Source organism: Rhodoferax sp. GW821-FHT10B06 (assembly GCF_059415605.1).
The window spans coordinates 1-22,208 of sequence record NZ_JBWKNO010000002.1; the positions used below are offsets into that span (position 1 = coordinate 1).

A 22,208-nucleotide genomic window follows, 5' to 3' on the forward strand; every position below is an offset into this window, starting at 1 on the left:
CCGCCATTGGCCAGTGGTCCCCAGCGACAGCGCCGTGCTCGAGATGCGGAAGGCCTGCGGCGAGATGTAATCATAGCCGTTTAGAAGTTTGCGACCTCCTGACCTGTGTCTGCTTTGCGCAGTAATTCCCTCGACTTGATCTTCCCCTTGGCCTCTTTGGAGCTGTGCCGGAAACGGTATGACTCATTGCCGGTCTCAACGATGTGGCAGTGATGGGTAAGTCGGTCAAGCAAGGCCGTGGTCATCTTGGCATCCCCGAACACGGCCGACCACTCAGCAAACGTCAGGTTGGTGGTAATCAGAACGCTGGTGTGCTCGTAGAGCTTGGACAGCAGATGGAAGAGCAAGGCACCTCCTGCCTGGCTGAATGGCAAGTAGCCCAGTTCATCCAGAATCACCAAGTCCATACGCATCAAACTCAGGGCTATGCGTCCTGGAATTCCTTTGGCTTTTTCATGCTCCAACGCGTTGACCAGATCCAATGTTGAATAGAACCGCACACGCTTGGAATGGTGGGTCAAGCCAGAGATTCCCAGCGCAGTGGCCAAGTGGGTCTTGCCGGTAGGCCACCAGCCAGAAGGCACGGCTGACCGCGCCCGCTGCAATGCAGATTCCGTTGGAGATGGCTTCAGGCTGGTTGCGGACGTTCACTACGGTCGACTTTGTGATGGTCTAGTTCAACATCGTTCAGAAGTGGTTTATGGCTCTCGGCATCTTGCCTTCAACTCAATCTTTATAGCTAGTTTTGCTGAGCCGCCTCCTGATGTAACCAGGTTAAAAATGCCTCGACGGGTTTGCGCTTGGAGTACCGCGGTGGGTAAACCGCGAAATGGGCTTTCACCTTGATGGCCATGTCCATCGAAAACACCGGGCGCAGCTTTCGTTCTTTTAAATGCAAATTGGCCGTCGTTGTGCTTTCCAGCGCCACCCCCAGACCTTGTGTGGCTGCGTCCAGTGACATTTGGGCGCGGTCGAAGCGCACAGCAAAACGCTCAGGTACGCGCAGGTTGGTGAATTCTGAGAACCAGTTGGACCACTGCACCACACTTACGTTGCTCTGAATTAAGGGGATGTCAAGCAGCTGTTCAGGTCTGCGCAAACGGTGCTCCTTGATAAAGGCAGGGCTTGCCAGCGGAACAATGCGCTCCTCGAAGAGCGGCTCCACCACCAGATCGGGCCATTGAGGAATGCCGTATCTGATGTCAATGTCGGCTTGGCCCAGGGCGAAGTCGCTAGGCGTGTGTGCTGCGGACAGGTTCAGAGAAATATCCGGATAGGCCGTGGCAAACGCGCGTATGCGCGGCATCAGCCATAGGCTCGCAATGCTGGGTGCCGAGTGCACGTACAAACTGTTGCTCACACCTTGGCGCAAGTCCTCACTGGCAGCGGTGATGGCAATCAAAGCACCGCTGATCCGGGTGAGGTATTGCTCTCCTGCCATGCTTAGTTTGACGCCGTGGGCACTGCGCTCGAACAGGCGCACACCCAGGTGTTGCTCCAGCTTGGCGACTTGGTGACTGACGGCGGAGGCAGTCAGGTGTAGCTCGTTGGCGGCCAGGCTGAAACTGCGGCGCCTGGCGACCGACTCGAAGGCCTGGAGGTTGGATGTGGGCGGAAGACTGGCCATAGGGTGAACCCCTGCTTTAAATGAATATCCATCATCTTAGACTGATGAAACATCGCTTGTCATCAGCTTGGGGGCATTTGAGAATCCGCTCACACCAACTTCTGAGAGATTCCACCCATGCTTCTGAAAGACAAAGTTGCCGTCATCACCGGTGGCGCCGGACTGAACGGTCTGGGCTTCGCGACCGCACGCCATATGGTCGCCCAGGGCGCCAAGGTTGTGATTCTGGATCTGGAGCGTGCCAAGCCTGCCGATGCGGCAGCCCAACTGGGTGCCGATCACCTAGGCCTGGTGACCGATGTGACCAACAAAGACCAATGCGAAGCCGCTGCCGCTGCCATCGTCAGCCGCTACGGCCGCATTGACATTCTGGTGAACAACGCGGGTATCACCCAGCCCGTCAAAACGCTGGAGATCACCGGCGCCGACTACGACCGCATTCTGGACGTGAGCTTGCGTGGCACGCTGTACATGTCGCAAGCGGTAATCCCCCCCATGCGCAAGCAGCAGTCCGGCTCCATCGTTTGTATCTCATCGGTGTCCGCACAGCGCGGCGGCGGCATTCTGGGTGGGCCTCACTATTCCGCCGCCAAGGCCGGTGTGCTGGGCCTGGCCAAAGCCATGGCGCGGGAGTTCGGGGTTGAAGGCATTCGTGTGAACTGCATCACGCCGGGGCTGATTGAGACCGACATCATCCAGGGCAAGCTCGACGATGCCAAAAAGGCCGAAATCGCCACAACTATTCCCATGGCACGCCTGGGCCACGCCAGTGACATCGCGGGCGCCTGCGTGTTCCTGGCCAGTGACTTGTCGGCTTACTGTACCGGCATCACTCTGGATGTTAACGGTGGCATGCTGATCCACTAAGCCCGACGCACTATACCCATAACTGAGGAGACTGAAATGACCGAATCCACCATGAAAATATCCCGCCGCCAGCTGCTGAGTGCGGCCTCTGCGCTGCCACTGTTTTCCATCGCATCGCGTCCGGCCTTTGCTGCGGAATTCAACTACAAGTTTGCCACCGGACAGGACCCTTCACACCCGGTAAACAAGCGCGCGCAGGAAGCTATTGACCGTATCCGCAACGCCACTAACGGACGCCTGGACATCAAATTGTTCCCGGCCAACCAATTGGGCTCGGATACCGATCTGCTGTCCCAGGTGCGTTCAGGTGGCGTCGAGTTCTTCAACCAAGCCAGCGTGGTGCTTTCCACGCTGGTACCCGCCGCAGGCATCCTCAACACCGGCTTTGCCTTCCATGACTACAACGAGGTGTGGAAGGCCATGGATGGACCGCTGGGCGCCTATGTGCGCGCCCAGATTGAAAAAATTGGCTTGCTGACCATGTCCAAGCCCTGGGACAACGGCTTCCGAAATATCACCACGTCCACGAAAGCGGTCAAGACACCCGACGACCTGAAGGGCTTGAAGATGCGTGTGCCCGCTGCACCCATGCTGTCCTCATTGTTTACCTCCCTGGGGGCCAGTCCGACCCCAATCAATTTCAACGAGTTGTATTCCGCGTTGCAGACCAAGCTGGTCGAAGGCCAGGAAAACCCCCTGGCCATCATCAGCACCGCGCGCCTGTACGAAGTGCAAAAGTTCTGCAGCCTGACCAACCACGTTTGGGACGCTTACTGGATTTTGGGTAATCGCAAGGCCATGGATCGCTTACCCAAGGACATCCAGGAAATCGTCTACCGAGAACTCGACAAGGCTGCAACGGAAGAACGCGCTGACATTGCCGGGCTCAACACCTCCTTGCGCTCGGACTTGGCGTCCAAGGGCATTCAAATGATTGATCCGGACAAGAAGGCGTTCAAGGATGCGTTGGTCAAAAACGGCTTTTACAAGGACCTGCGCGCCAAGTTTGGTGAAGAGGCTTGGAAGTTGCTGTCTGACAGCGTCGGCGGCCTAGGCTAAGCACCATGATGTTGGCTGCTACCAACCCACACCGGGAGGGCTCCCTCCTGGCGCGCATGGAGGCCTGGCTGGGCCACTTCATCGAGATTCCTGCTGCGGTACTGGTGATCGGCGAAGTGGCCGTCCTGCTGGCTGGCGTGGTGATGCGCTTCATCTTCAACAGCCCCATCCCCTGGGCCGATGAACTGGCATCCATTTTGTTCCTCTGGCTTGCCAATCTGGGGGCTGCCGTGGCACTGCGTCGGGGTATGCACATGCGCACCACGGCGCTGGTGTCAAGGTGGAGTGAACGCGCTCAGTCCCGGGCCGAGGTGCTCGCCGTTGTGATCCCCGTGCTCTGGCTAGCCATACTGATCTGGCCTATGACTGAATACGCACTGGACGAATGGGTGGTGCAGACGCCCGCGCTATCCTGGCCGAATACGATCCGAGCCGCCGCCGTGCCGGTAGGTGGCGTCTTCATGCTGACCCTGTGCCTGCTGAAACTGGCACAACATGGCATTGCTGAAATCGCCAAGGTCTGTGTGACCATTGCCATCGTTGCCAGCGTTCTGTACCTGGGCGCTGACTGGCTGCAGTCCATTGGAAACTGGAATCTCTTCATTTTCTTTGCGCTGATGCTGGGTACCGGTGTGCTGCTGGGAGTGCCGATTGCGTTCTGCTTTGGCATGGCCACGGTCGCCTTCCTCCTGACAACCACATCAACACCTTTATCGGTGGTGAGTGGCCGCATTGATGAAGGCATGAGTTCCCTGATTCTGTTGGCGGTGCCGCTCTTCATCATGCTGGGGCACCTGGTGGAAATGACGGGCATGGCCAAGGCCATGGTGGATTTTCTGGCGTCTTTGCTGGGCCATGTGCGTGGTGGATTGAACTATGTGTTGCTCGGCGCCATGTTGCTGGTCTCTGGTATTTCGGGTGCCAAGACTGCCGACATGGCTGCCGTGGCACCCGTGCTGCTACCAGAGATGAAAAAGCGCGGCAACCCGGAAGGTGAACTCATCGCGCTGCTGGCGGCATCTGGCGCCATGGCCGAGACCATCCCACCGTCGCTGGTATTGATCACCATCGGTTCCGTGGCCGGCATCTCCATCAGCGCCCTCTTCACCGGGGGCATCCTGCCAGGCGTAGTGCTGGCCATCATCCTGGCCGTGCTGTCACGCTTTAGAAGCGCCGAAGTGACGCAGGGCCTGAAACGTGCGCCAATGAAGGTGGTGGGCAGCACCCTCTTGATCGCGCTGCCTGCGCTGGCCCTGCCGGTGCTGATCCGTACAGCGGTGGTGGAAGGCATTGCCACAGCGACGGAAGTTTCGACCATTGGCATTGCCTACGCAGTGTTTGCTGGCCTGTTGATTTACCGCCGCTTTGACTGGAAACGCCTCTATCCCATGCTGGTGGATACCGCCGCCTTGTCGGGTGCCATCCTGTTCATCATCGGTACAGCAACGGGCATGTCCTGGGCTTTGACCCAATCGGGCTTCTCACACAGCCTGGCCCATCTGATGACCAGTGTTCCGGGTGGCAAGTACGGTTTCCTGATGGTGTCCATCGCCGCATTTGTGGTGTTGGGCAGTGTGCTCGAAGGCATCCCGGCCATGGTGCTGTTCGCCCCACTCCTGTTCCCGGTAGCCAGAGCCATTGGCGTGCATGAGGTGCATTACGCCATGGTGATCATTCTGGCGATGGGCATTGGCCTGTTTGCGCCACCCTTTGGTCTGGGCTACTACGCCGCATGCACGATTGGCCGAGTGCACCCCGATGTCGCCGTCAAGCGCATATGGCCCTATCTGGGCGCGTTGCTGGCGGGCCTGATCTTCGTGGCCTTTGTGCCCTGGTTCTCGATTGGCCTTCTGGGTTGATCAAAAGATTTCTACTTCACTGCAAAGGACATCATGTCTGATTCCACCACCAAACTCAAAGACTGCGCGTACCGCATTCGTCGCTATGCCCTGCGCATGGGTGAGGTCCAGGGCCAGGGCTATATCGGCCAAGCCTTGGGCTGGGCCGACGTGCTGGCCGTGGCCTATGGCCATGCAATGAACATCCGCGCCGCTGATCCCGAATGGGAAGGGCGCGACCGTTTCCTGCTGTCGCACGGCCACTACGCCATTGCCCATTATGCGGCGCTGATCGAAGCGAAGATCATTGCCGAAGACGAGTTGGAAACCTATGGCAGCGATGACAGTCGCCTTCCCATGTCTGGGATGGCAAGCTACACGCCTGGCATGGAAATTTCCGGCGGATCCTTGGGGCAGGGCTTGCCGATTGGCGTGGGCATGGCACTGGCCCTGCGCCATAAGCAGAGCAAGGCTTTTGTCTACAACTCCATGTCCGACGGCGAGCTGGACGAAGGCTCCACTTGGGAGGCGGCCATGTCCGCCTCCCACCATGGCCTGGGCAACCTGATCTGCCTGGTGGACATCAACAACCAGCAGGCCGATGGCCCGTCCACCAAGATCATGGGCTTTGAGCCGCTGGCCGACAAATGGTTGGCTTTTGGCTGGCATGTGCAACGGGTAGACGGCAATGACATGGCTGCTGTGCTGAACGCTTTTGACACCGCGCGCAATCTGACCGAAGCCAAACCACGGGTGATCCTGTTCAACACGTTGATGGGCAAAGGCGTTCCGTTCCTGGAGACCCGTGACAAAAATCACTTCATTCGCGTGGACCCGCCGGAGTGGCAAAAGGCCCTCCAGATTCTTGACGACGCACAGGCAGAAGGAGCCAAGGCATGAACACCCCCACCGCAGAAAAGAAACCCCGTCTGACTACCTCCGCCATGATTGCCTCAATTGCGTCCGAGGGGCAACGGGTTGTCGCGGCGCCCTTTGGCAAGGCTCTGGTCGAGCTGGCCGCCAACCGCCCCGAAATCGTCGGCCTGACCGCCGATCTGGGCAAGTACACCGACATACACCTGTTTGCCCAAGCCTACCCGGAGCGCTTCTTCCAGATGGGCATGGCCGAACAACTGCTGATGGCAGCGGCCGGCGGCATGGCCAAGGAAGGCCTCATGCCTTTTGCCACCACCTATGCGGTATTCGGCACCCGGCGCGCCTATGACTTCATCCACCAGGTGATTGCGGAAGAAAACCTCAACGTAAAGATGTGCTGCGCCTTGCCGGGCTTGACTACCGGCTACGGCCCCAGCCACCAGGCCACCGAAGACATCGCCATGATGCGCGGCATTCCCGGCCTGACCATCGTGGACCCCTGCGACGCATTGGATATCCAACAGGCCGTGCCTCAGATCGCCGCCCACAAGGGCCCGGTCTATATGCGCCTGCTGCGTGGCAGCGTGCCCATGGTGCTGGATGAAGTGGAGGGCTACAAGTTCGAGCTGGGCAAGGCCAAGATGCTGCGCGAAGGTGCGGATGTGCTGGTGATCTCCAGCGGCATCATGACGATGCGCGCGCTGGAAGTAGCTGCTGATCTGGCCAAGGACAACATTGGTGTGGCCGTGCTGCACTGCCCGACTATCAAGCCGCTGGATGAGGCCGCCATCATTGAAGCCGTCAAATACCAGCATCGCTTGGTGGTGGTTGCTGAGAACCATTCTGTCATCGGTGGGCTGGGTGAGGCGGTTTCCAGTGCCCTGCTGCGCAATCGGGTGCAGCCGGCGGGATTCGAGTTGGCTGGCTTACCCGATCAGTATTTGGATGCCGGAGCCTTGCCCACGCTGCATGATCGCTATGGCATCAGCCGTGAGGTCTTGGGCCAGCGCGTGCGCAAGTGGCTGGGTTGACGTAAAAGCATCGGTGAGCGCGGCGGTATCCCAGCTGATGAATGGTCGCTGCGACTCGCTTGCCCAGTTTGATGTAGAGCTTGACTGCTCGAATTCGATCTTCGTAGGAATACATGAACTACTTTCAGGTAGTCCAAGTTTTTATCCGCACCCCCAGTTGGTCAGTTTTGGATCGGCTCTAACACCCAGGACCGCCAATCAGGGGAGCTACTACTGCGATCGTACTTTGCTGCAGTATTCAGAACAAGGCCGGAGCTATGTCAGTACCTGCCATAAATTTGCCAATGACGAGCTTATCCGCCGTTTTGGCCAAAGTCTCATAGACGATTCGACCAGCGTTCATGACGACGACGCGATCCACCAAACTGATCAATTCATCCAAGTCTTCGGAAATGAGCAGCACGGCGGCACCGTTGTTGCGCGCATCGAGAATTCGATTGTGTGTCTCTTCACACGCCATAAAGTCGAGGCCAAACGTTGGGTTGGACGCAATCAACAGTTTCATGTTTTTGTTCAGCTCTCGGCCAAGGACTGCGCGCTGTACATTTCCGCCAGACAGCGAGCTCACGCGTGCCTCAAGTCCAGGCGTTTTGACACGGAACTGTTTGACCAAACGTGCTGCTTGTTCCATAAGGGGTTTACGTAAAAGAAAAATGCCCCGCCGTAGCGGTGGACGGTCAAAGTTGCGTAGTGCAAGATTCTCAGCCAGCGACATGCGGGCCACACAAGCGTTCTTCAGTGGTTCCTGTGGTAGGCCGTAGACCCCAAGGCGCGCAATTTCCTTCCGGGTTCCGTGGAATTCTTGGCCCGCCACCTTGACGACTCCAGCACGGTCTCGTTGCCCCATTAGGGCCTCAACCATCTCAAGCTGCCCGTTGCCAGACACGCCTGCAACACCCACGATCTCTCCCGCGCGCACTTCAATGCCCAGGTCATGCACCGCTGACAGCCCAAGATCGTTCTTGACCGTAAGGTTGTTAACGGAAAGCGCTACACCGCCCACCGTTGTCGCTCGAACGGCGAGGGAGTCGGTCCGTTTTGAAAACGGCTCACCTATCATGGCTTCAGCCAACTGATCATTGGACAGTAGTGACACAGACGCGCTGCATGCAGCCGCTCCGCGACGCAGTACCGTCACATCATCGGTGTAACGGCGTACCTCATCAAACTTGTGCGTAATCAAGATTGCACTTACCTGGCCATCCTTCGCGAGGCTTCGCACGTAGCCAAGCACTTGGTCGGCCTCCTGCGGTGTCAGAACCGAAGTGGGTTCATCCAAGATCAGAAGACGGCGACCAAGATACAACTGTTTGACCAGTTCGGCCTTCTGTTTTTCGCCAGCTGACAACTGCGACGTACGGATGTTGAGGTTCAGGTGAAAAGGCAGCCGACTCGTCAGTTCATCCAGAACCTGAAGCTCCTTTTTCCAGTTGATGAACCCTGGTAATTTGGCACGGCTAACCACGAGATTCTGTGCAATCGTCATGGATGGCACCAGTGTGAAATGCTGGTAGACCATGCCAATACCCAATGCATCAGCGTCTTTCGGTGATGCGATTCGGTGTGCGCTCCCATCGATACTGATCTGACCTTCGTCGGGTTGATAGAAACCAACGAGGCATTTCACCAATGTGCTCTTGCCAGCGCCATTTTCTCCAAGTAAAGCGTGGACGCTACCTGCCGCGACTGACAGCGATACATGGTCCAGGGCAACGATCGATCCGAAAATTTTCGTCATGCCCACAAGGTCTAGTTTGAGCGCGTTCATGGTTATTCCTTGGGAATGTTGCGTAGGTCAGTCGGGTTATCGATGCAGGCTCAGTTCACCAGGTGCATCGGCAAACGGCGCGGCCCGGGAGGTCGATGCGATCATGATCGCCAGCGTGAGGACATACGGCGCGGCATTGAACAGGTAGTAATAGCCGGTGACCCCGACGCCTTGAAGAGCGGGGCCCAATGCACCGGCCGCCCCAAACAGGAGGGAGGCGCCGAGTGCGCTCATCGAACGCCATCGTGCGAAGATGACGAGCGCGACAGCCATGATCCCTTGTCCACTGGAAAGCCCTTCACTCCAACTGCCTGGATATGACAACGAGAGGAAGCTGCCACCAACACCGGCGAGAAAGCCTCCGAACATCGTCGCTGCAATTCGAATGCCCAGTACGGGGAAGCCAAGGGCACGCGCACCATCCTCACTGTCTCCGACGGTACGCAACACCAATCCCCAGCCAGTGCGATTGAGGAAAACGTAGACAGCGATCGCCAAAAAGATGCCGACGAAAAAAAGTGAGTTGATGTCCAATGCCGAGCGCAGTTGCGGAATATCCGACCAAAACCCGAGTGGAATCGACGGCAGTGCTGGCGCCTTGGGTTCGATAAACGGCTTTCCCCAGAAGAAAGCCAAGCCGGTGCCCAGCACCATGAGGCTAATGCCGATGGCGGTGTCATTGACCCGCTTTACACTGCACAGCAGGCCGTGTAGCAAACCGAAGAACATACCTGCCATGCCTGCGGCGAGGACACCGAGCCAAGGTGAGCCGGTGAGGAACGAAACGGCATACCCAGCCATTGCGCCCAGCACAAGATTCCCCTCCAAGCCAAGGTTGATTCGACCTGACTTTTCGGTCACGAGTTCGCCGAGGCTCACAAAAATGAAGGGAGTGGAGACGCGGATGGCGCCGCCGAGAAGGGCGAGGGGCAAGGTAGCCCATCCAAGGGTGGTGGTTTCCATCATCAACTCCTTTTTGACTCGTTGAGCTTCTGCGCAAGCGCATCGCCAACCAGCACGCAGACAAAAATCAGACCTTGAAAGACCAGGATGGTCGCATCCGGAAGTTCTAGTCGACGTTGCAGAAGGCTGCCGCTCGCCTGCATTCCACCTATCAAACAGGCGATTGGAATGATCGCCAGCGGGTGGTGGCGAGCGAGAAATGCCACCAAAATGCCACTGTTTCCATAGCCAACAATGAGGGAAGAGTTGGCGGTACCCTGCACGGCGGCGACTTCAATGGCTCCGGCTAAACCGGCCATGGCGCCCCCCACTGCGGTTGCACCGATCACCCAGCGGTTGACCGCCAGACCGACCATCTTCGCCACCCGGGTGCTCCCGCCGACGACGCGCAGTGCGAATCCCCAATGCGTGAAGCGCAGCACCACATAGGCAAGCACTGCGAGCAAGATGCTGATCGCCAAGCCAACGTGCACGTCAATTCCTGGTATTACCGGCAACATGTATTGCGTGTTGATGGGGTGCGTGGAGGGTTTGTCCAAACTCGCCGGATCGCGCAGTGGGCCTTCCGTAAGATGGTGGAAGGCTGCAAGCGCAATGTAGGACAGGAGCAGGCTTGAAATGGTCTCGTTCAATCCTCGGAACTGGCGCAATGCGCCCACGCCGGCAAACCACGCCGCACCCACCAAAGCACCTGCGGCCAACATGGCAACTTGCATGGACAGCGGAAACGAACTTGCAAACGGCAATGTGACAACCGCCGCTGCAAGACCTCCAATCACCAGCGCTCCTTCGCCTCCGATGATCACCAGCCCAGCCTGGGCTGGAATGGCCACTGCCAAGCCCACAAGGATAAGTGGCGCGGCGCGAGAAAGCGTGTCTTGCCAGGCGAAGCTGCTGCCGAACCCTCCCTGCATGATGAGGCTGAAAACCTCCAGGGGATTGCGGCCGTAGAACGCCACAAAGCCCGCAAATACCGCCGAGGCTGCAAGCACCGCCAAGACGGGCAACAAGGCGCTGATCTGAAGGGGCGATAGTGTCCAGGCTGGCTTGGCCGGCGGAATGGGGATGGTCGATTGCATGGGGCAGTTCTTCTTTACATCTGGCCGATCACACCTTCGACGAGATAGTTGATCGGATCGAGTGCCCGATCGTTATCCCTAAGCGCAGTTCCCGCTGGAATGACGACGTTACCTTTGTTGTCTTTCAGCGGTCCATTGAAGATGATCCGGGTGCCCGCGATCAGTTCTGATCGCGCCTTGTCTGCCGCAGCTCTGGCCTGTGGAGAGACCACCTTGCCGAACGGCGTGTTCTTCACAAAGTTTTCCGTCAGTCCGCCGCGCAGATAGTGAGTCGGCTTGCTTCCTTTGCGCACGCCATCGACGAACGCCATGTAGGGCTCAATCCAGTTCCACTCCGCCCCGGTAAGAAACAGCTTGGGTGCGACATCCGCTTGACTTGAGTGATACCCGATGGACATCACCCCTCGTTTCTCCGCCGTCTCCACTACCACCTTCGGGCTATCGACGTTGCAGGCAATGACATCGACGCCTTGGTCGGCGAGAGTGTTCGCTGACTCGGCTTCCCGAACCGGGAGTACCCAGTCCCCTGTAAAAATGACTTGAACTTGAATCGTCGGATCGACCGAGCGCGCTCCGATCGTGAAGGCATTAATGCTGCGAACTAAGTTGGGAGTCGGCTTCGCGGCGACGACACCAAGCTTTTTGCTCTTCGTCATGTGACCTGCGACGACGCCGGAAAGGTACTGGGCCGCAAAGATGTAGCCATAGAACGTTCCGACGTTCTCGGGCATGCCGGATTGCCACACACCGCCTGTATGGGCAAAGGTCACATCCGGATACTTGGCTGCCATCTCGAGGACATGGGGCTTGAAGTAGCCGAAAGATGTGGCGAGGATAAGCTTGGCACCGTCCTGCCGAATCATCCCCTCCATGCTGCGCTGAGCGGCGATCGTTTCAGGGACCCGCTCTTCTTCGACCACCTTGATGCCCGGCACCTTCTTGAGCGCCAAAGCCGCTTGGGCGTGAGATTGGTTGTACCCATAGTCCTGCTTCGAACCAGAGTAAAGAATCCCTACGGTGAGCGGTGTTTGCGCATGGGCGGTGCTTTGGCCTAGCGCATAAGGCACGGTACCGGCTGCTGCAAGCAGTTTCAAAAGTGATCGACGGTCAATAGGATGGGTGTTCATCTGAGCTCCAGGAGTTAAGGGGAAAAAAGATCAATTGCGTACGGAGAAGGTCAGACCGGGTGCATTGCAGTTCCTCAGGTCGGTTTCCAGTTTTTGCTTGTCGGCACTCGACAATGAATGCAGTGGCTGGCGCACGGAACCACCTGCAAGACCGATCAGATTGCACCAATGTTTGAGCGCTGCGCATGGCATGTGGCCGCGCATCAATGGGGCCATTACCCAGTTGTTGAACACGCTGCGAAGTTCAGCGAGTGCCGCAAAATCCCTTTCAGCCTGTGTCTTAAGGCCCAAATCGAGCTTTTCCGTGTAGTCCCTTAGGGGGCGGTAGCCGGGGACTTGGTAAAGGAACGGTTCGGGATCCGCATACAGAATGCGCTGACCATGGGTCGTGTAGCTTGCAAAAAAATGTTCTTCCAGTGGATCGCTGACGACCACTCCGTTTCGCGCAGCTAGACGAAGCGCATCGTTCTCAGCATACGCCGTGGTTTTCAGCATCTTCAACTGTGGGATTTCGCAGAGCTGCGAGAACACCTCGGGTTTCAGAGGGCTGCCTGCTGCAGTTGCCGCATTGAAGATCACCACCGGCATGTCCAGCCGAGTGCAGATGTACCGAAAATAGTCAAGCTGCTGCTGGTCCGATCTGGGTCCAGATGTGGGTACCATCAACACGGCGTGTTCGGCGCCTACTTTTTTTGCGTGAGCACCCAGTTCCAGCGTTTCTTCAAGGGACGATGCCGAAACGACAACTGAGATACCGAGCCGTCCTTTGCTCTCGTCGATCAGCACCTCAACAACTCTTCGTCGCTCAGGATGACTCAGCGCCCACACTTCCCCCATCAAGCCATTGCAGAAGATGCCACGCAATCCCAAATCGATATATCGTTGCGTGTTGTGCCGTATTCCATCTTCGTCAAGTGCCAAGCTGGGGGAGAAGGGTGTGGGAATTGCGGCCCACAGGGCTGTTCTTGGCTGAGCGGTTGTCATAAAAAATTTAAGCGGTTCGAGTTGATGTTGTAAATTTAACCGTATAAATAGGTTAAATGCATAGGCACAATGGCGTATTGTGGAAAAAATTTATATGTGCTAAAGGTTTTTCGGGTGATGCGCGCGGTGGCATCCATACTGTGTGCACTTAGGTAACTCCTTATCTGCCCTAGAGACTGATAAAGAAGCGCTGCGAACTGATCAGCCGCTGTAAGAGCGGTATGTACCAGCAGTTGCTAAAGGACAGAAAGGCGCTTGTGTGTAACGCCGCTGCTAGCGGCGCGTGGATGATGCGACCAATCGCGGGCTAGGTGCGTAATGCATACTGCAGTCCCCAAGTCATAGATGGTGGATTACGCCCCGGAGCTGCAGGACATGGAGCCCTCGGCTCGTCTGTAGACCACATACGATGAGCCACTATTTAGCCGCATTCGGTTGGTGCGAAATAATTTCCCAGTGTCGGCCATGGCGTCAGGGGATTGACGGCCCTTTTTCTATCCGGTTTATCATGTGAATTTGAACCACAGGACAACGCATGACCATGGCGCCGCGCAGGGGAACCCGCCAGAAACTTTCCGATCTAATCGTCGAAGATGTGAAACGCTGGATCGTTGCAGAACGCAAACAGCCAGGCGATAAGCTACCCAACGAAAAGGAACTGGTTGAGCTGTTTGGTTATTCGAAGAGTACGGTGAGGGAAGCGCTGAAGGCTCTCGAGGTTCGTGGGTTGATTTCCATCCGTACAGGTCCTGGTGGTGGTGCATTTTTACAGGAAATGACGCACGAACATGCTTCCGAACCGTTGCGAAATTTCCTGCATTTCCATACCTTGAACGGACATCACATCTATCAACTGCGCAAAGTACTTGAGCCAGCACTTGCCGCAAGCGTCGTGGGACTTTTGACACCGCGTCACCTTGAGCGGTTGCAAGAAAATATTAAATTCTGTGCGATGCCGGTAACCAACGCAGAAGAGTTACGCGCTCACCGCGAGGCAGAACTTGCTTTTCACTCTATCCTTGCTGAGTGTTGCACCAATCCTGTTTTGGCGTTCGTCTGCCGATTTCTTAACGATCTTCTAACCGATCTGATGGTTTACAAAAATGCCTTGGACGGTCACGAGCTTGGTAAGGCGAATGTTGATTACCACACGCAATTGCTTTTGGCCTTTCATGCGAAGGATGCGGATAAGGTGCATGCCCTGATGGAGGAACATATGGCCGATGCAGAAACTCACATGCACCAAATGGAAGTCGTGGCCGATGTCAAACAGTTGATGCTGCCGAGTGGTCAACACTCGACCGCGTTGTCCAGCATTTCTTAGCAAATCCGCGCCCTCAAATGTGATTTGTCCTTTACTTTTCAACGCTGTAAACAGCATGTTGAACGCCTGAGAGACAGTCAATCCAACTAGGAGCACCAGGACGGCCGTCGTTGGCAGTGTGGGCCAACGTTGTACAACTAGAAGAACCAGCTTCTGGGACGTGAGACACTTGCATCCATGAAACGCACCAATCAATCCCCGCAGGAGCGAGAGCGCGAAGAGCTTGAGCGCCAGGTTGAGGTCCTGTGCCGCGAAGTCCAGCAGCTGCGGCTTGAGCAGGACCTCTTGAACAAGGCCAATGAACTGCTAAAAAAGGGCCTGGAGATGCACGGTCACAAGCAATTCACGATGGCCACCGATATCCAGGTCTACTTCTGTGATCCTCACAGTCCCTGGCAACGCGGCAGTAACGAGAACACCAATGGGCTGCTCAGGCAATACATGCCAAAGGGCATCGATATCTCGGGCTACTCACAGCTACAACTCAACGCGATTGCGAGACAATTGAATGAGAGGCCGTGCAAGACGCTCGGCTTTCTACGCCCGCTGAGATGTTCCGCGAATGTGTTGCATTGACCGGTTGAATCCGCCGCCTGAAGCGGCCGTAGGCAGGGAAGTTTTAGCAGCGCAAGGAGTCCTCACGAGTGGCTGCTATCTGAATGCCCAATTCCACGATCCGCATGCATGGTGCATGCAAATTCAACTGTAAACCGGAAGCACGCCAATTGTGCGACGGGTGACGAGCCATACAGGTGTCCCGCATTCTGCGGACTCCTCTGGACGGAATTTCATTCAGATTACGCTCATCCCATTTCGGGTGTTACAAGACTGTGGAGAGATTTCACCTCAATCTTTGGCTGGACGCCCGAAGGAATATTGGGTGCGACATACTTCGCAAAGAATCGATCCAGCTGGTCTTTTGATTTCCATATTTCCATGATGCGCCATCCACCCTCAATGGGATGAGCCGTGTGCATAACGAACCCATCTGCCTGCTTCAAAGGCTCTCTCAGCATATCAATCATGTCGTCGTAGCTTTGCTGTGTTTGCCCTTGTATTTCACTGGTGAGCAAAATTGTCATGGTGCGTCCTTTCTGTGCGTGCTGGTGAATTTGATCTATCCGTTTTTGGCAGCCTGACTAGGAACGAGGCACAGCGGGTACCAAGCCGTATTGCTGCATCGTGCTGAGCAACTTGGCTTTGTCCGGTGGCCCGCCTGCGTTGATGATTGCGGCCATATCTTGGAAGTATCCAATGCCGATGTCGGGTGTATTGACAACCAGGGCTCTTGCGATCACCGCATGGGGGTTGCTAAATCCATGTGTTTCACCCGGTGGTGTCGACATGCTTTGGCCCGGCTGCAAGTCGCGTGTCTCGTTTCCCACAGTAAAGCGCAAGGTCCCTTCCAATACGACGATCAGTTCCTCGCTTGCTGCGTGGCTATGAGGCAGGGGAACGTTGGAACCAGGTGGAACCGTCAGCTCAAAACACCCCATGCGACTGGCATTGGTTGCCCCTTGTAAGTAGCGGATTTCAAGTTGCCCCACATTGACCACATTGCGGTCGCCTGGCGTTGCGTTCGTTTCCATGACACACTCCTATGTAAAATTATTTTACAGATTGAGTGTACAGAATTTTTACCAAATGGCCAACTCCATCAAAAAAGCTCCTGCCTCCCAAACTCCCCATATTGGGAAACCACTCATAGGCGCATTGCTGCGGATTCCTCGCGAACATGTGGTGCTGCGTATGCTGAAAACGGTCAACGAGCAAGGTTTTGATGTGTCTGCAACTGAGCTATCTGTATTCATGTATCCAGGGCCGCATGGACAACGTCCCATAGAGCTGGCCAGGCGATGCAACATGTCCCGCCAAGCCATGAATTACGTTCTAGTCGAGCTGGAAAGACGTGACTACATAAAGCGTCACGCCGGGCCAACCGCTGCGTCCGCCGTTGTGCATATGACCGAGCGCGGCGCATCCATGCTGAAACTCATGCGTAACTGTGTTGAAGTCGTTGAAATGGAGTGGATGGAGCACCTTGGCAGGCCGCGTTTCAACGCACTGAAGGATGCGCTGATGGATTTATCGGTTTGGTTGGGCAAGACAAATGGTGCTTGAGCACTTCAGAGGCGCTTGAGTTACGAATGCCCGGTCTGAATCGAACAGAGGGCAAACCGCTACTTGCCAACATCGCCCCCATGACCATGCTGTTTACATCCCTGTCAGATGACGAGCTGCAAGTGCTCGATGTGATTTTCGGTGCGTCATAAAAAAGGACAATAACGCGGGCAGCATTAGCTTGTTTGGCGGGTGCATCCCCTTAGATGATCCGCCGAGATCCAGGATGATATTCAGCCATAGCCCCAACCTTTGCCTACTGCCATAGCATCGCCTGTATCACTGTAGGGCCAAGCGTCAGATTTTTCCGCTAGGGCGTGGCAGGTGCCGACGCATGTGTCGGCGATGGCGCTGGGTTAGGACGGGCAGCTGGTAATGTTTCCAGCTTCAACCAGTTCTCATTTGCCCGCACCAACCGTGTGTCGAACTCCGATGTCCACTTATCAAATGCCGACTTAGAGCAAAGCAGATACAAATGCCCTCCGACGACCTGCCATAACTCCGGAATGCCTCCGCTCTTACGGCCTTCGGATACTGCGTAGGCGCAATGGCCATCATAGGCGGGCGCATAGCGCGAAGGTTATTTATGCGGACAATTGCAGTTGTCCTCAATCGGGTCGAGACTGGGACAACGGCTGGCCACACAACTGAGAGTGATGACCTTGCAAGAAAAAGGGGAGTGGTCATGCCAACGTTTATGCTGTCCATAATAGTGGGCAATTATCTCAACCAACGAAAAGCAATTTCGTTGATTTTCGATCAACATTTGTCGCCATTCGATCAATCGGAGTAGATTGCAGCTATACGGTCAACGTCGAACAACATGCCGATCAACGAAGTTCGACGGACATGTCTTGCCAATGCATCAGCGACGCCCGTTCCATCTGATTTCGAACGCCGAAACCATTGGACCGTATGCCCTCCCCCTCGAAGACCTCGCGCCACTCGCATGGATAGACAAAGCTTTCGTTGCTCCTTCGCTTTAGCGCGAGTCATTAGGAGGAACATTCAAAGTCAGCGCGCATCGCCATTGTCTTAATTAGTGTCACAGGCCGCTGTACCAGTTGTAGCCCTGATCCTCCCAATAGCCACCAGGGTTGGTGTTGCTTACGAAGATGGCTGCAATGTGCTTTGGATTCTTGAAGCCGAGCTTGGTCGGCACGCGCAGCTTCAAGGGAAAGCCATATTGGGTAGGCAACGGCGCATCGCCGAAATCGAGTGCCAACAGCGTTTGTGGGTGCAACGCGGTTGCCATGTCTAAGCTCGAGTAGTAGCGGTCGGCGCACTTAAAGCCAACGTAACGCGCCGTTGTGTCTGCTCCTATGCGCTCCAAAAATGTGCGGAACGGTACGCCCCGCCATTCGCCAATTGCACTCCAGCCTTCGATACAGATGTGGCGAGTGATTTGCGCCGCTTGTGGCAATTGGCGCAGGCGTTCGACCGTCCAAGATCGTTTGTCAGAGACTAGGCCGGAGACTTCAAGCCGATAAGTCGAGAGCTCAATTTCAGGCGCATCGAACTCCGGATAGAACGCGTTGAACGGATACGGCTTCGTAATCTGGCTGGCCGCATAGGTTGGTGCAAGGCGTTTTGGGTTGAAGAGCCACCCCTGCGTGCGATCATTCCAACGCGACATCGCCCACAGGACGCGATCGACCCGATCACCGTCCTGCAGATTGCAACCCGAAAGCATCGTTAGTGCGCCGATAGAGAGGGATGAACGCAGCATCAGCCGACGCTCCAAGTCTACGAACTGCCTGGCGTGATCAGCGAGCACCGGGCGCGGAAGTTTTCGGTTTGAACTCATGAGCTGATCGCTGCGCGATGTGAACGCCCGGTCACCATGGGCAGTAAGGTTCGTGGCACGATAGCGACCAATGCGAGGTGAATGACGACGAAGCCAACGATGCCCGCCATCGCAATGAAGTGTATCGAGCGCGCCGTGTCGAACCCCCCGAATAGCTCGGCGAGCGCAGCGAACTGCACCGGCTTCCAGATCGCGAGGCCCGAGGCGACGACAAGTACACCCAGTAACAGGACAACCACATAGAGCAACCGTTGAACCGCGTTGTAGATGCCAGGCTGATGAGGTAAACGCCCACGCAATGCGAGTAGCGCATCACGGGCGATTTCGCGCCCCCGCAGCGACAGAAAATGTCGCTTGAAGTGCCCACTGACGCAACCGTAAACCACGTAGAACAGGCCGTTGACAACAAGTAACCACATCGCCGTGAAGTGCCAGGCAACCGAGCCGCCGAGCCACCCTCCCAGCGTTGCCCAGGCTGGGATGCTGAACCGGAAGATTGGCGAGGCGTTGTAAATGCCCCAGCCGCTCATCGCCATACACGCCAAAGCAAGGGCGTTGGTCCAGTGCGCAATACGAACCGCAAACGGGTGTATATGCATTACATTGGCGGCGTAACGCCGTTTTTACCTGCGGAGATAAAGAGTGCGCTCAAATTCGCACCCGCGTCCTTCTTTGCGAGCAGCACGACCTTTGTGCCCGGCACAAGTAGTGAACGGTCGCCGAATTCGAGTTTAACGATAGGCACGTCCTCCGGTATCACGATCTTCTTCTCGCCACTCTTGTACTTGACGATGATAGTTCGGCCATTGCTTACAACGAGATCGCCAATGGTGCCATTAGTCATGGTGCCGTTTTTGCCGAGATCCCATGCGCGATGACCTTCACCGGTGCCACGCATGTCAGGCGGAAAGACGTGAATCTCCAGCGCCTTGAGGGAGCCGTCCGGCTGGGGGGTTGCTGCGGAACCGATGTAGCTGCCGGGCACGACTTCGCTGATATTGGCGAGCGTTACACCACGGATTTGGGTGCTTTTTGTCAGGCTTACAGTCACATCTTCGCCGCGGATGGTGTGGATTTTCATTGCGTCGCCATCGACTGCAGTGATCGCGCCGCGCACCCCGATGGGCGGTACCTCTTGTGCCATGGTAGCCGTAGCGCTGATTACCAAGGCGCTGGCAAGTAGCGCCGGTATCATCAAGGTGTTGAGGAGCCCGTCTAGTTTACGCATCTGAAGCTTTCAATAGTGGAAGACAGCGCAAGTCTATGCAAGCTCAAGCTCCTATGAGTGACGTATTGATTACAAAAATGTCATTAATACAGCCGAGGTTTTCGGAGAAAATTTCGACGCATGACCATCCTGGTGATTGAAGACGACCCGAAGACGGGTGACTACCTGAAGAAGGGCTTGACAGAGTGCGGCTATGCCGTAGACCTCGCACGCACCGGAACCGATGGGCTGCATATAGCGTTAGAGAATACCTACGAGCTGGTGGTGCTCGACGTGATGTTGCCGGGCATTGATGGCTGGCAGATTATGGGGGCACTGCGTGAGCGACGCGACCTGCCGGTCCTCTTTCTCAGTGCCCGCGACCAGTTGCATGACCGAATTCACGGCCTTGAGCTCGGTGCCGATGACTATCTTGTCAAACCCTTCTCGTTCACCGAACTGGTCTTGCGCATCCGCACGTTGCTGCGCCGCGGCGTGGTGCGTGAGGCTGAGGTGTTCGAATGTGCTGACCTGAGGCTCGACGTCTTGCGACGTAAGGTCACACGTGGAGGCGTCGAAATTATGTTGACCAACAAAGAGTTCCTACTGCTGCATCTCTTAATCAGGCGGGAGGGCGAAGCGCTATCTCGTACGCAGATCGCCTCGGAAGTATGGGACATGAATTTCGACAGCGATACCAACGTCGTCGATGTAGCAGTCAAGCGGCTGCGCGCAAAGATCGACCAGCCCTTCGACAAGAAGCTGATTCATACCGTGCGTAGCATCGGCTACAGCTTTGGCGATGGCACATGAAGATCGTGACCCGTAACTCGACAAACTCGCTTGCCACGCGGGCGACCCTGTTGCTCGCCCTCGTCGCCTGCCTGGTTACCGCCTCGCTGGGAATGTACTTCTATCAGACGGCACGGATGTCAATGAACCGGTATCAGGACCTGCTACTGATCGGCCGTGTAGAGCACTTCCGCCGGTTGGTCGGTGACAGCTACACGGTAACCGGTCTGCGCGATCGGCCAGTGTTATCCGAGACAATGCTTGGCGCAGAGCGCGATGTGTTGCTACTCCGCCGGTCTAGCGCAGTCCCGTTTATTCAGGTCAACCCTGAGCGGGTGCCAGTGCCAGAGCTTGCGACGGCGGCGATCAACCGTCCGCTGACGTTGGACGACGTATTGACGCAGACGCATGCCGGCATACCGATGCACTGGGTAGCAGCCATTGCCCGCTCTGGTGAAGATGGCGAGCCAATTGAGATTGTCGCGGGGCACCCGTTTCTCAATGAAATGGAGATGATCACCGCGTTGCGCGACCGTATCTTCCTAGCGAGCGCAGTTGCAATGCTCGCTGCAACGCTGCTCGCCTACACCGTGATGCGCCACGGTCTGCGGCCCTTGCGCGAACTCGCAACAAAGACGGAGCAGATCGGTCCGATCAATCTTGCAGCACGCCTTGACGCGCGGAGGCTGCCGCACGAAGTGCGGCAGATGGTGGAGGCCGTCAATGCGATGCTTGACCGCATTGCATTCGGTTATGAGCGCCTGTCGCAGTTTTCGGCAGACCTCGCGCATGAAATTCGAACGCCCATCGGCGCATTAATCGGCCAGACCCAGGTGGCGCTTCGTTTGCTGCGTCCGGCCGATGAATACCGCGAGACGCTCGAATCGAATCTCGAAGAGTTGAACCGGTTGCGCTCAATCGCTGAGAATATTCTGTTCCTCGCGCAGGCCGACCATGCTGCGTTAAGCATCGAGCGTAATGAGATTTCGCTAAGCGACACCTTGCAGAAAATCGCCGACTACTTTGAAGGGCCCGCCGATGAAAATGGGCTGCGCTTCGAGATCGTGGCCGAAGGGGTCGTGCATGCCGAACCTGCACTGTGCCAGCGAGCCATAAACAATTTGGTGCTCAATGCTGTGCGACATGCCACGAAGGGCACGACAGTGCGGCTGAGAGGGACCCAAGGCCCCACTGGTGCGACGATCGCCGTCGAAAACGATGGCGGGCTCATATCCCCCGAACACCTTGGGCGCTTCTTCGACCGCTTCTACCGTGGCGACACAGCGCGCAGGCACGACACCGAGTCCAATGGACTTGGCCTCGCAATTGTCAAGGCCATCATGATCCTGCATGGCGGCGCGGCCGAGGTGTCATGCCCAATACCAGGATTGATTCGCTTCGAATTGCGATTTCCTGACATAGCATTCACCCCGACATGACCCATCGACTGAATGTGCTTCAATCACTTGGTTGGCATCAACATAGGTCAAGCTGCGTGAATTGTCAGGCATTTCTCAAAAAATGAGCCAGGAGCGGTACCTCTGTTTGGATCGGCTCTAACAGCGCGAGCTTCATTGCAGTAGATCAACAAAATCGTCAACAAAAAAGGCCGACAACTTGCTGCAGCCGACCTCAGTCCACAAAGTCTTCCTGCGAACTGCAGTCGCAGCGACCAGCTTCGAATGGCACTCATTATTGCCGCGTTAATCACTCTTTGCATCCTACCGCTTAGGGGAAA

20 protein-coding genes and 2 pseudogenes are annotated in these 22,208 nt (G+C 56.3%); 10 read left to right on the plus strand and 12 right to left on the minus strand.

Annotated features, from left to right (window positions below; all coding sequences use genetic code 11):
- Positions 1 to 80: 80 nt before the first annotated feature.
- Together AC07O2_RS02785 and AC07O2_RS02790 are read right to left on the minus strand one after the other, a co-directional pair.
- A pseudogene (locus tag AC07O2_RS02785) lies at positions 81 to 605 on the minus strand (ATP-binding protein); the annotation flags it as partial.
- Positions 606 to 739: 134 nt separating this feature from the next.
- Positions 740 to 1,627, minus strand: coding sequence for a LysR substrate-binding domain-containing protein (locus AC07O2_RS02790; protein WP_495074227.1), 888 nt, complete (start codon positions 1,625 to 1,627; stop codon positions 740 to 742).
- A gap of 117 nt (positions 1,628 to 1,744) precedes the next feature.
- Between AC07O2_RS02790 and AC07O2_RS02795 the strand changes: the two genes are divergently transcribed.
- Genes AC07O2_RS02795 through AC07O2_RS02815 form a run of 5 tightly spaced genes read left to right on the plus strand, consistent with a single transcriptional unit; the run spans position 1,745 to position 7,298 of the window.
- Positions 1,745 to 2,494: an SDR family NAD(P)-dependent oxidoreductase gene (locus AC07O2_RS02795; protein ID WP_495074228.1), complete on the plus strand. Its 750-nt coding sequence runs from the start codon at positions 1,745 to 1,747 to the stop codon at positions 2,492 to 2,494.
- 36 nt (positions 2,495 to 2,530) lie between these two features.
- The gene (locus AC07O2_RS02800; RefSeq protein ID WP_495074229.1) at positions 2,531 to 3,553 is read left to right on the plus strand and encodes a TRAP transporter substrate-binding protein; all 1,023 of its coding nucleotides are present in this window, start codon (positions 2,531 to 2,533) and stop codon (positions 3,551 to 3,553) included.
- Positions 3,554 to 3,561: 8 nt separating this feature from the next.
- Positions 3,562 to 5,412: a TRAP transporter large permease gene (locus AC07O2_RS02805; RefSeq protein ID WP_495074710.1), complete on the plus strand. Its 1,851-nt coding sequence runs from the start codon at positions 3,562 to 3,564 to the stop codon at positions 5,410 to 5,412.
- 33 nt (positions 5,413 to 5,445) lie between these two features.
- Positions 5,446 to 6,291, plus strand: coding sequence for a transketolase (locus AC07O2_RS02810; protein ID WP_495074230.1), 846 nt, complete (start codon positions 5,446 to 5,448; stop codon positions 6,289 to 6,291).
- A complete protein-coding gene (locus AC07O2_RS02815) occupies positions 6,288 to 7,298 on the plus strand; it encodes a transketolase family protein (RefSeq protein WP_495074231.1) in 1,011 nt (336 codons plus the stop codon). Before AC07O2_RS02810 ends, AC07O2_RS02815 begins: the two co-directional genes overlap by 4 nt.
- 238 nt (positions 7,299 to 7,536) lie before the next feature.
- Here AC07O2_RS02815 and AC07O2_RS02820 read toward each other — a convergent pair whose 3' ends face one another.
- From AC07O2_RS02820 to AC07O2_RS02840, 5 genes are read right to left on the minus strand one after another with little or no spacing between them, the layout of a single operon-like run.
- Positions 7,537 to 9,066 (minus strand): ABC transporter ATP-binding protein, encoded by a 1,530-nt coding sequence (locus tag AC07O2_RS02820; protein WP_495074232.1) that lies wholly within the window; start codon positions 9,064 to 9,066, stop codon positions 7,537 to 7,539.
- Between the two features lie 36 nt (positions 9,067 to 9,102).
- Positions 9,103 to 10,029, minus strand: a complete 927-nt coding sequence (locus tag AC07O2_RS02825) for an ABC transporter permease (RefSeq protein WP_495074233.1) — start codon at positions 10,027 to 10,029, stop codon at positions 9,103 to 9,105.
- Between the two features lie 2 nt (positions 10,030 to 10,031).
- The gene (locus tag AC07O2_RS02830) at positions 10,032 to 11,108 is read right to left on the minus strand and encodes an ABC transporter permease (protein WP_495074234.1); all 1,077 of its coding nucleotides are present in this window, start codon (positions 11,106 to 11,108) and stop codon (positions 10,032 to 10,034) included.
- Between the two features lie 14 nt (positions 11,109 to 11,122).
- A complete protein-coding gene (locus tag AC07O2_RS02835; RefSeq protein WP_495074235.1) occupies positions 11,123 to 12,235 on the minus strand; it encodes a BMP family ABC transporter substrate-binding protein in 1,113 nt (370 codons plus the stop codon).
- A 30-nt stretch (positions 12,236 to 12,265) separates the two neighbouring features.
- Positions 12,266 to 13,219, minus strand: a complete 954-nt coding sequence (locus AC07O2_RS02840; protein WP_495074236.1) for a dihydrodipicolinate synthase family protein — start codon at positions 13,217 to 13,219, stop codon at positions 12,266 to 12,268.
- 535 nt (positions 13,220 to 13,754) lie between these two features.
- On the opposite strand from AC07O2_RS02840, the gene AC07O2_RS02845 reads away from it, so the two are divergent.
- Together AC07O2_RS02845 and AC07O2_RS02850 are read left to right on the plus strand one after the other, a co-directional pair.
- Positions 13,755 to 14,543: a FadR/GntR family transcriptional regulator gene (locus tag AC07O2_RS02845; protein ID WP_495074237.1), complete on the plus strand. Its 789-nt coding sequence runs from the start codon at positions 13,755 to 13,757 to the stop codon at positions 14,541 to 14,543.
- A gap of 321 nt (positions 14,544 to 14,864) precedes the next feature.
- Positions 14,865 to 15,127, plus strand: a pseudogene (locus AC07O2_RS02850) (IS30 family transposase); the annotation flags it as partial.
- 219 nt (positions 15,128 to 15,346) lie between these two features.
- Here AC07O2_RS02850 and AC07O2_RS02855 read toward each other — a convergent pair.
- Positions 15,347 to 15,625, minus strand: coding sequence for a hypothetical protein (locus AC07O2_RS02855; RefSeq protein WP_495074238.1), 279 nt, complete (start codon positions 15,623 to 15,625; stop codon positions 15,347 to 15,349).
- 57 nt (positions 15,626 to 15,682) lie between these two features.
- Positions 15,683 to 16,132: a cupin domain-containing protein gene (locus AC07O2_RS02860; protein WP_495074239.1), complete on the minus strand. Its 450-nt coding sequence runs from the start codon at positions 16,130 to 16,132 to the stop codon at positions 15,683 to 15,685.
- A gap of 55 nt (positions 16,133 to 16,187) precedes the next feature.
- Between AC07O2_RS02860 and AC07O2_RS02865 the strand changes: the two genes are divergently transcribed.
- The gene (locus AC07O2_RS02865; RefSeq protein ID WP_495074240.1) at positions 16,188 to 16,664 is read left to right on the plus strand and encodes a MarR family winged helix-turn-helix transcriptional regulator; all 477 of its coding nucleotides are present in this window, start codon (positions 16,188 to 16,190) and stop codon (positions 16,662 to 16,664) included.
- A 1,045-nt stretch (positions 16,665 to 17,709) separates the two neighbouring features.
- Here the strand turns inward: AC07O2_RS02865 and AC07O2_RS02870 are convergent.
- From AC07O2_RS02870 to AC07O2_RS02880, 3 genes are read right to left on the minus strand one after another with little or no spacing between them, the layout of a single operon-like run.
- On the minus strand, positions 17,710 to 18,471 hold the full coding sequence (locus AC07O2_RS02870; protein ID WP_495074241.1) for a molybdopterin-dependent oxidoreductase: 762 nt from the start codon (positions 18,469 to 18,471) through the stop codon (positions 17,710 to 17,712).
- Entirely contained in the window at positions 18,468 to 19,070 is a 603-nt protein-coding gene (locus tag AC07O2_RS02875) for a cytochrome b/b6 domain-containing protein (RefSeq protein WP_495074242.1), read from the minus strand. The genes AC07O2_RS02870 and AC07O2_RS02875 overlap by 4 nt, the downstream gene beginning before the upstream one ends.
- On the minus strand, positions 19,070 to 19,699 hold the full coding sequence (locus AC07O2_RS02880; RefSeq protein WP_495074243.1) for a hypothetical protein: 630 nt from the start codon (positions 19,697 to 19,699) through the stop codon (positions 19,070 to 19,072). The genes AC07O2_RS02875 and AC07O2_RS02880 overlap by 1 nt, the downstream gene beginning before the upstream one ends.
- A gap of 120 nt (positions 19,700 to 19,819) precedes the next feature.
- Here AC07O2_RS02880 and AC07O2_RS02885 point away from each other — a divergent pair, with 120 nt between their 5' ends.
- Positions 19,820 to 20,491: a heavy metal response regulator transcription factor gene (locus AC07O2_RS02885; RefSeq protein WP_495074244.1), complete on the plus strand. Its 672-nt coding sequence runs from the start codon at positions 19,820 to 19,822 to the stop codon at positions 20,489 to 20,491.
- Positions 20,488 to 21,909 (plus strand): heavy metal sensor histidine kinase, encoded by a 1,422-nt coding sequence (locus tag AC07O2_RS02890; protein ID WP_495074245.1) that lies wholly within the window; start codon positions 20,488 to 20,490, stop codon positions 21,907 to 21,909. The genes AC07O2_RS02885 and AC07O2_RS02890 overlap by 4 nt, the downstream gene beginning before the upstream one ends.
- Positions 21,910 to 22,208 lie beyond the last annotated feature (299 nt).

What these genes read in the sequence shown, in the direction of transcription:
- AC07O2_RS02790 (WP_495074227.1), bottom strand. Translation starts at nt 1,627, where the DNA reads ATGGCCAGTCTTCCGCCCACATCCAACCTCCAGGCCTTCGAGTCGGTC.
- AC07O2_RS02795 (WP_495074228.1), top strand. Translation starts at nt 1,745, where the DNA reads ATGCTTCTGAAAGACAAAGTTGCCGTCATCACCGGTGGCGCCGGACTG.
- AC07O2_RS02800 (WP_495074229.1), top strand. Translation starts at nt 2,531, where the DNA reads ATGACCGAATCCACCATGAAAATATCCCGCCGCCAGCTGCTGAGTGCG.
- AC07O2_RS02805 (WP_495074710.1), top strand. Translation starts at nt 3,562, where the DNA reads ATGTTGGCTGCTACCAACCCACACCGGGAGGGCTCCCTCCTGGCGCGC.
- AC07O2_RS02810 (WP_495074230.1), top strand. Translation starts at nt 5,446, where the DNA reads ATGTCTGATTCCACCACCAAACTCAAAGACTGCGCGTACCGCATTCGT.
- AC07O2_RS02815 (WP_495074231.1), top strand. Translation starts at nt 6,288, where the DNA reads ATGAACACCCCCACCGCAGAAAAGAAACCCCGTCTGACTACCTCCGCC.
- AC07O2_RS02820 (WP_495074232.1), bottom strand. Translation starts at nt 9,066, where the DNA reads ATGAACGCGCTCAAACTAGACCTTGTGGGCATGACGAAAATTTTCGGA.
- AC07O2_RS02825 (WP_495074233.1), bottom strand. Translation starts at nt 10,029, where the DNA reads ATGGAAACCACCACCCTTGGATGGGCTACCTTGCCCCTCGCCCTTCTC.
- AC07O2_RS02830 (WP_495074234.1), bottom strand. Translation starts at nt 11,108, where the DNA reads ATGCAATCGACCATCCCCATTCCGCCGGCCAAGCCAGCCTGGACACTA.
- AC07O2_RS02835 (WP_495074235.1), bottom strand. Translation starts at nt 12,235, where the DNA reads ATGAACACCCATCCTATTGACCGTCGATCACTTTTGAAACTGCTTGCA.
- AC07O2_RS02840 (WP_495074236.1), bottom strand. Translation starts at nt 13,219, where the DNA reads ATGACAACCGCTCAGCCAAGAACAGCCCTGTGGGCCGCAATTCCCACA.
- AC07O2_RS02845 (WP_495074237.1), top strand. Translation starts at nt 13,755, where the DNA reads ATGACCATGGCGCCGCGCAGGGGAACCCGCCAGAAACTTTCCGATCTA.
- AC07O2_RS02855 (WP_495074238.1), bottom strand. Translation starts at nt 15,625, where the DNA reads ATGACAATTTTGCTCACCAGTGAAATACAAGGGCAAACACAGCAAAGC.
- AC07O2_RS02860 (WP_495074239.1), bottom strand. Translation starts at nt 16,132, where the DNA reads ATGGAAACGAACGCAACGCCAGGCGACCGCAATGTGGTCAATGTGGGG.
- AC07O2_RS02865 (WP_495074240.1), top strand. Translation starts at nt 16,188, where the DNA reads ATGGCCAACTCCATCAAAAAAGCTCCTGCCTCCCAAACTCCCCATATT.
- AC07O2_RS02870 (WP_495074241.1), bottom strand. Translation starts at nt 18,471, where the DNA reads ATGAGTTCAAACCGAAAACTTCCGCGCCCGGTGCTCGCTGATCACGCC.
- AC07O2_RS02875 (WP_495074242.1), bottom strand. Translation starts at nt 19,070, where the DNA reads ATGCATATACACCCGTTTGCGGTTCGTATTGCGCACTGGACCAACGCC.
- AC07O2_RS02880 (WP_495074243.1), bottom strand. Translation starts at nt 19,699, where the DNA reads ATGCGTAAACTAGACGGGCTCCTCAACACCTTGATGATACCGGCGCTA.
- AC07O2_RS02885 (WP_495074244.1), top strand. Translation starts at nt 19,820, where the DNA reads ATGACCATCCTGGTGATTGAAGACGACCCGAAGACGGGTGACTACCTG.
- AC07O2_RS02890 (WP_495074245.1), top strand. Translation starts at nt 20,488, where the DNA reads ATGAAGATCGTGACCCGTAACTCGACAAACTCGCTTGCCACGCGGGCG.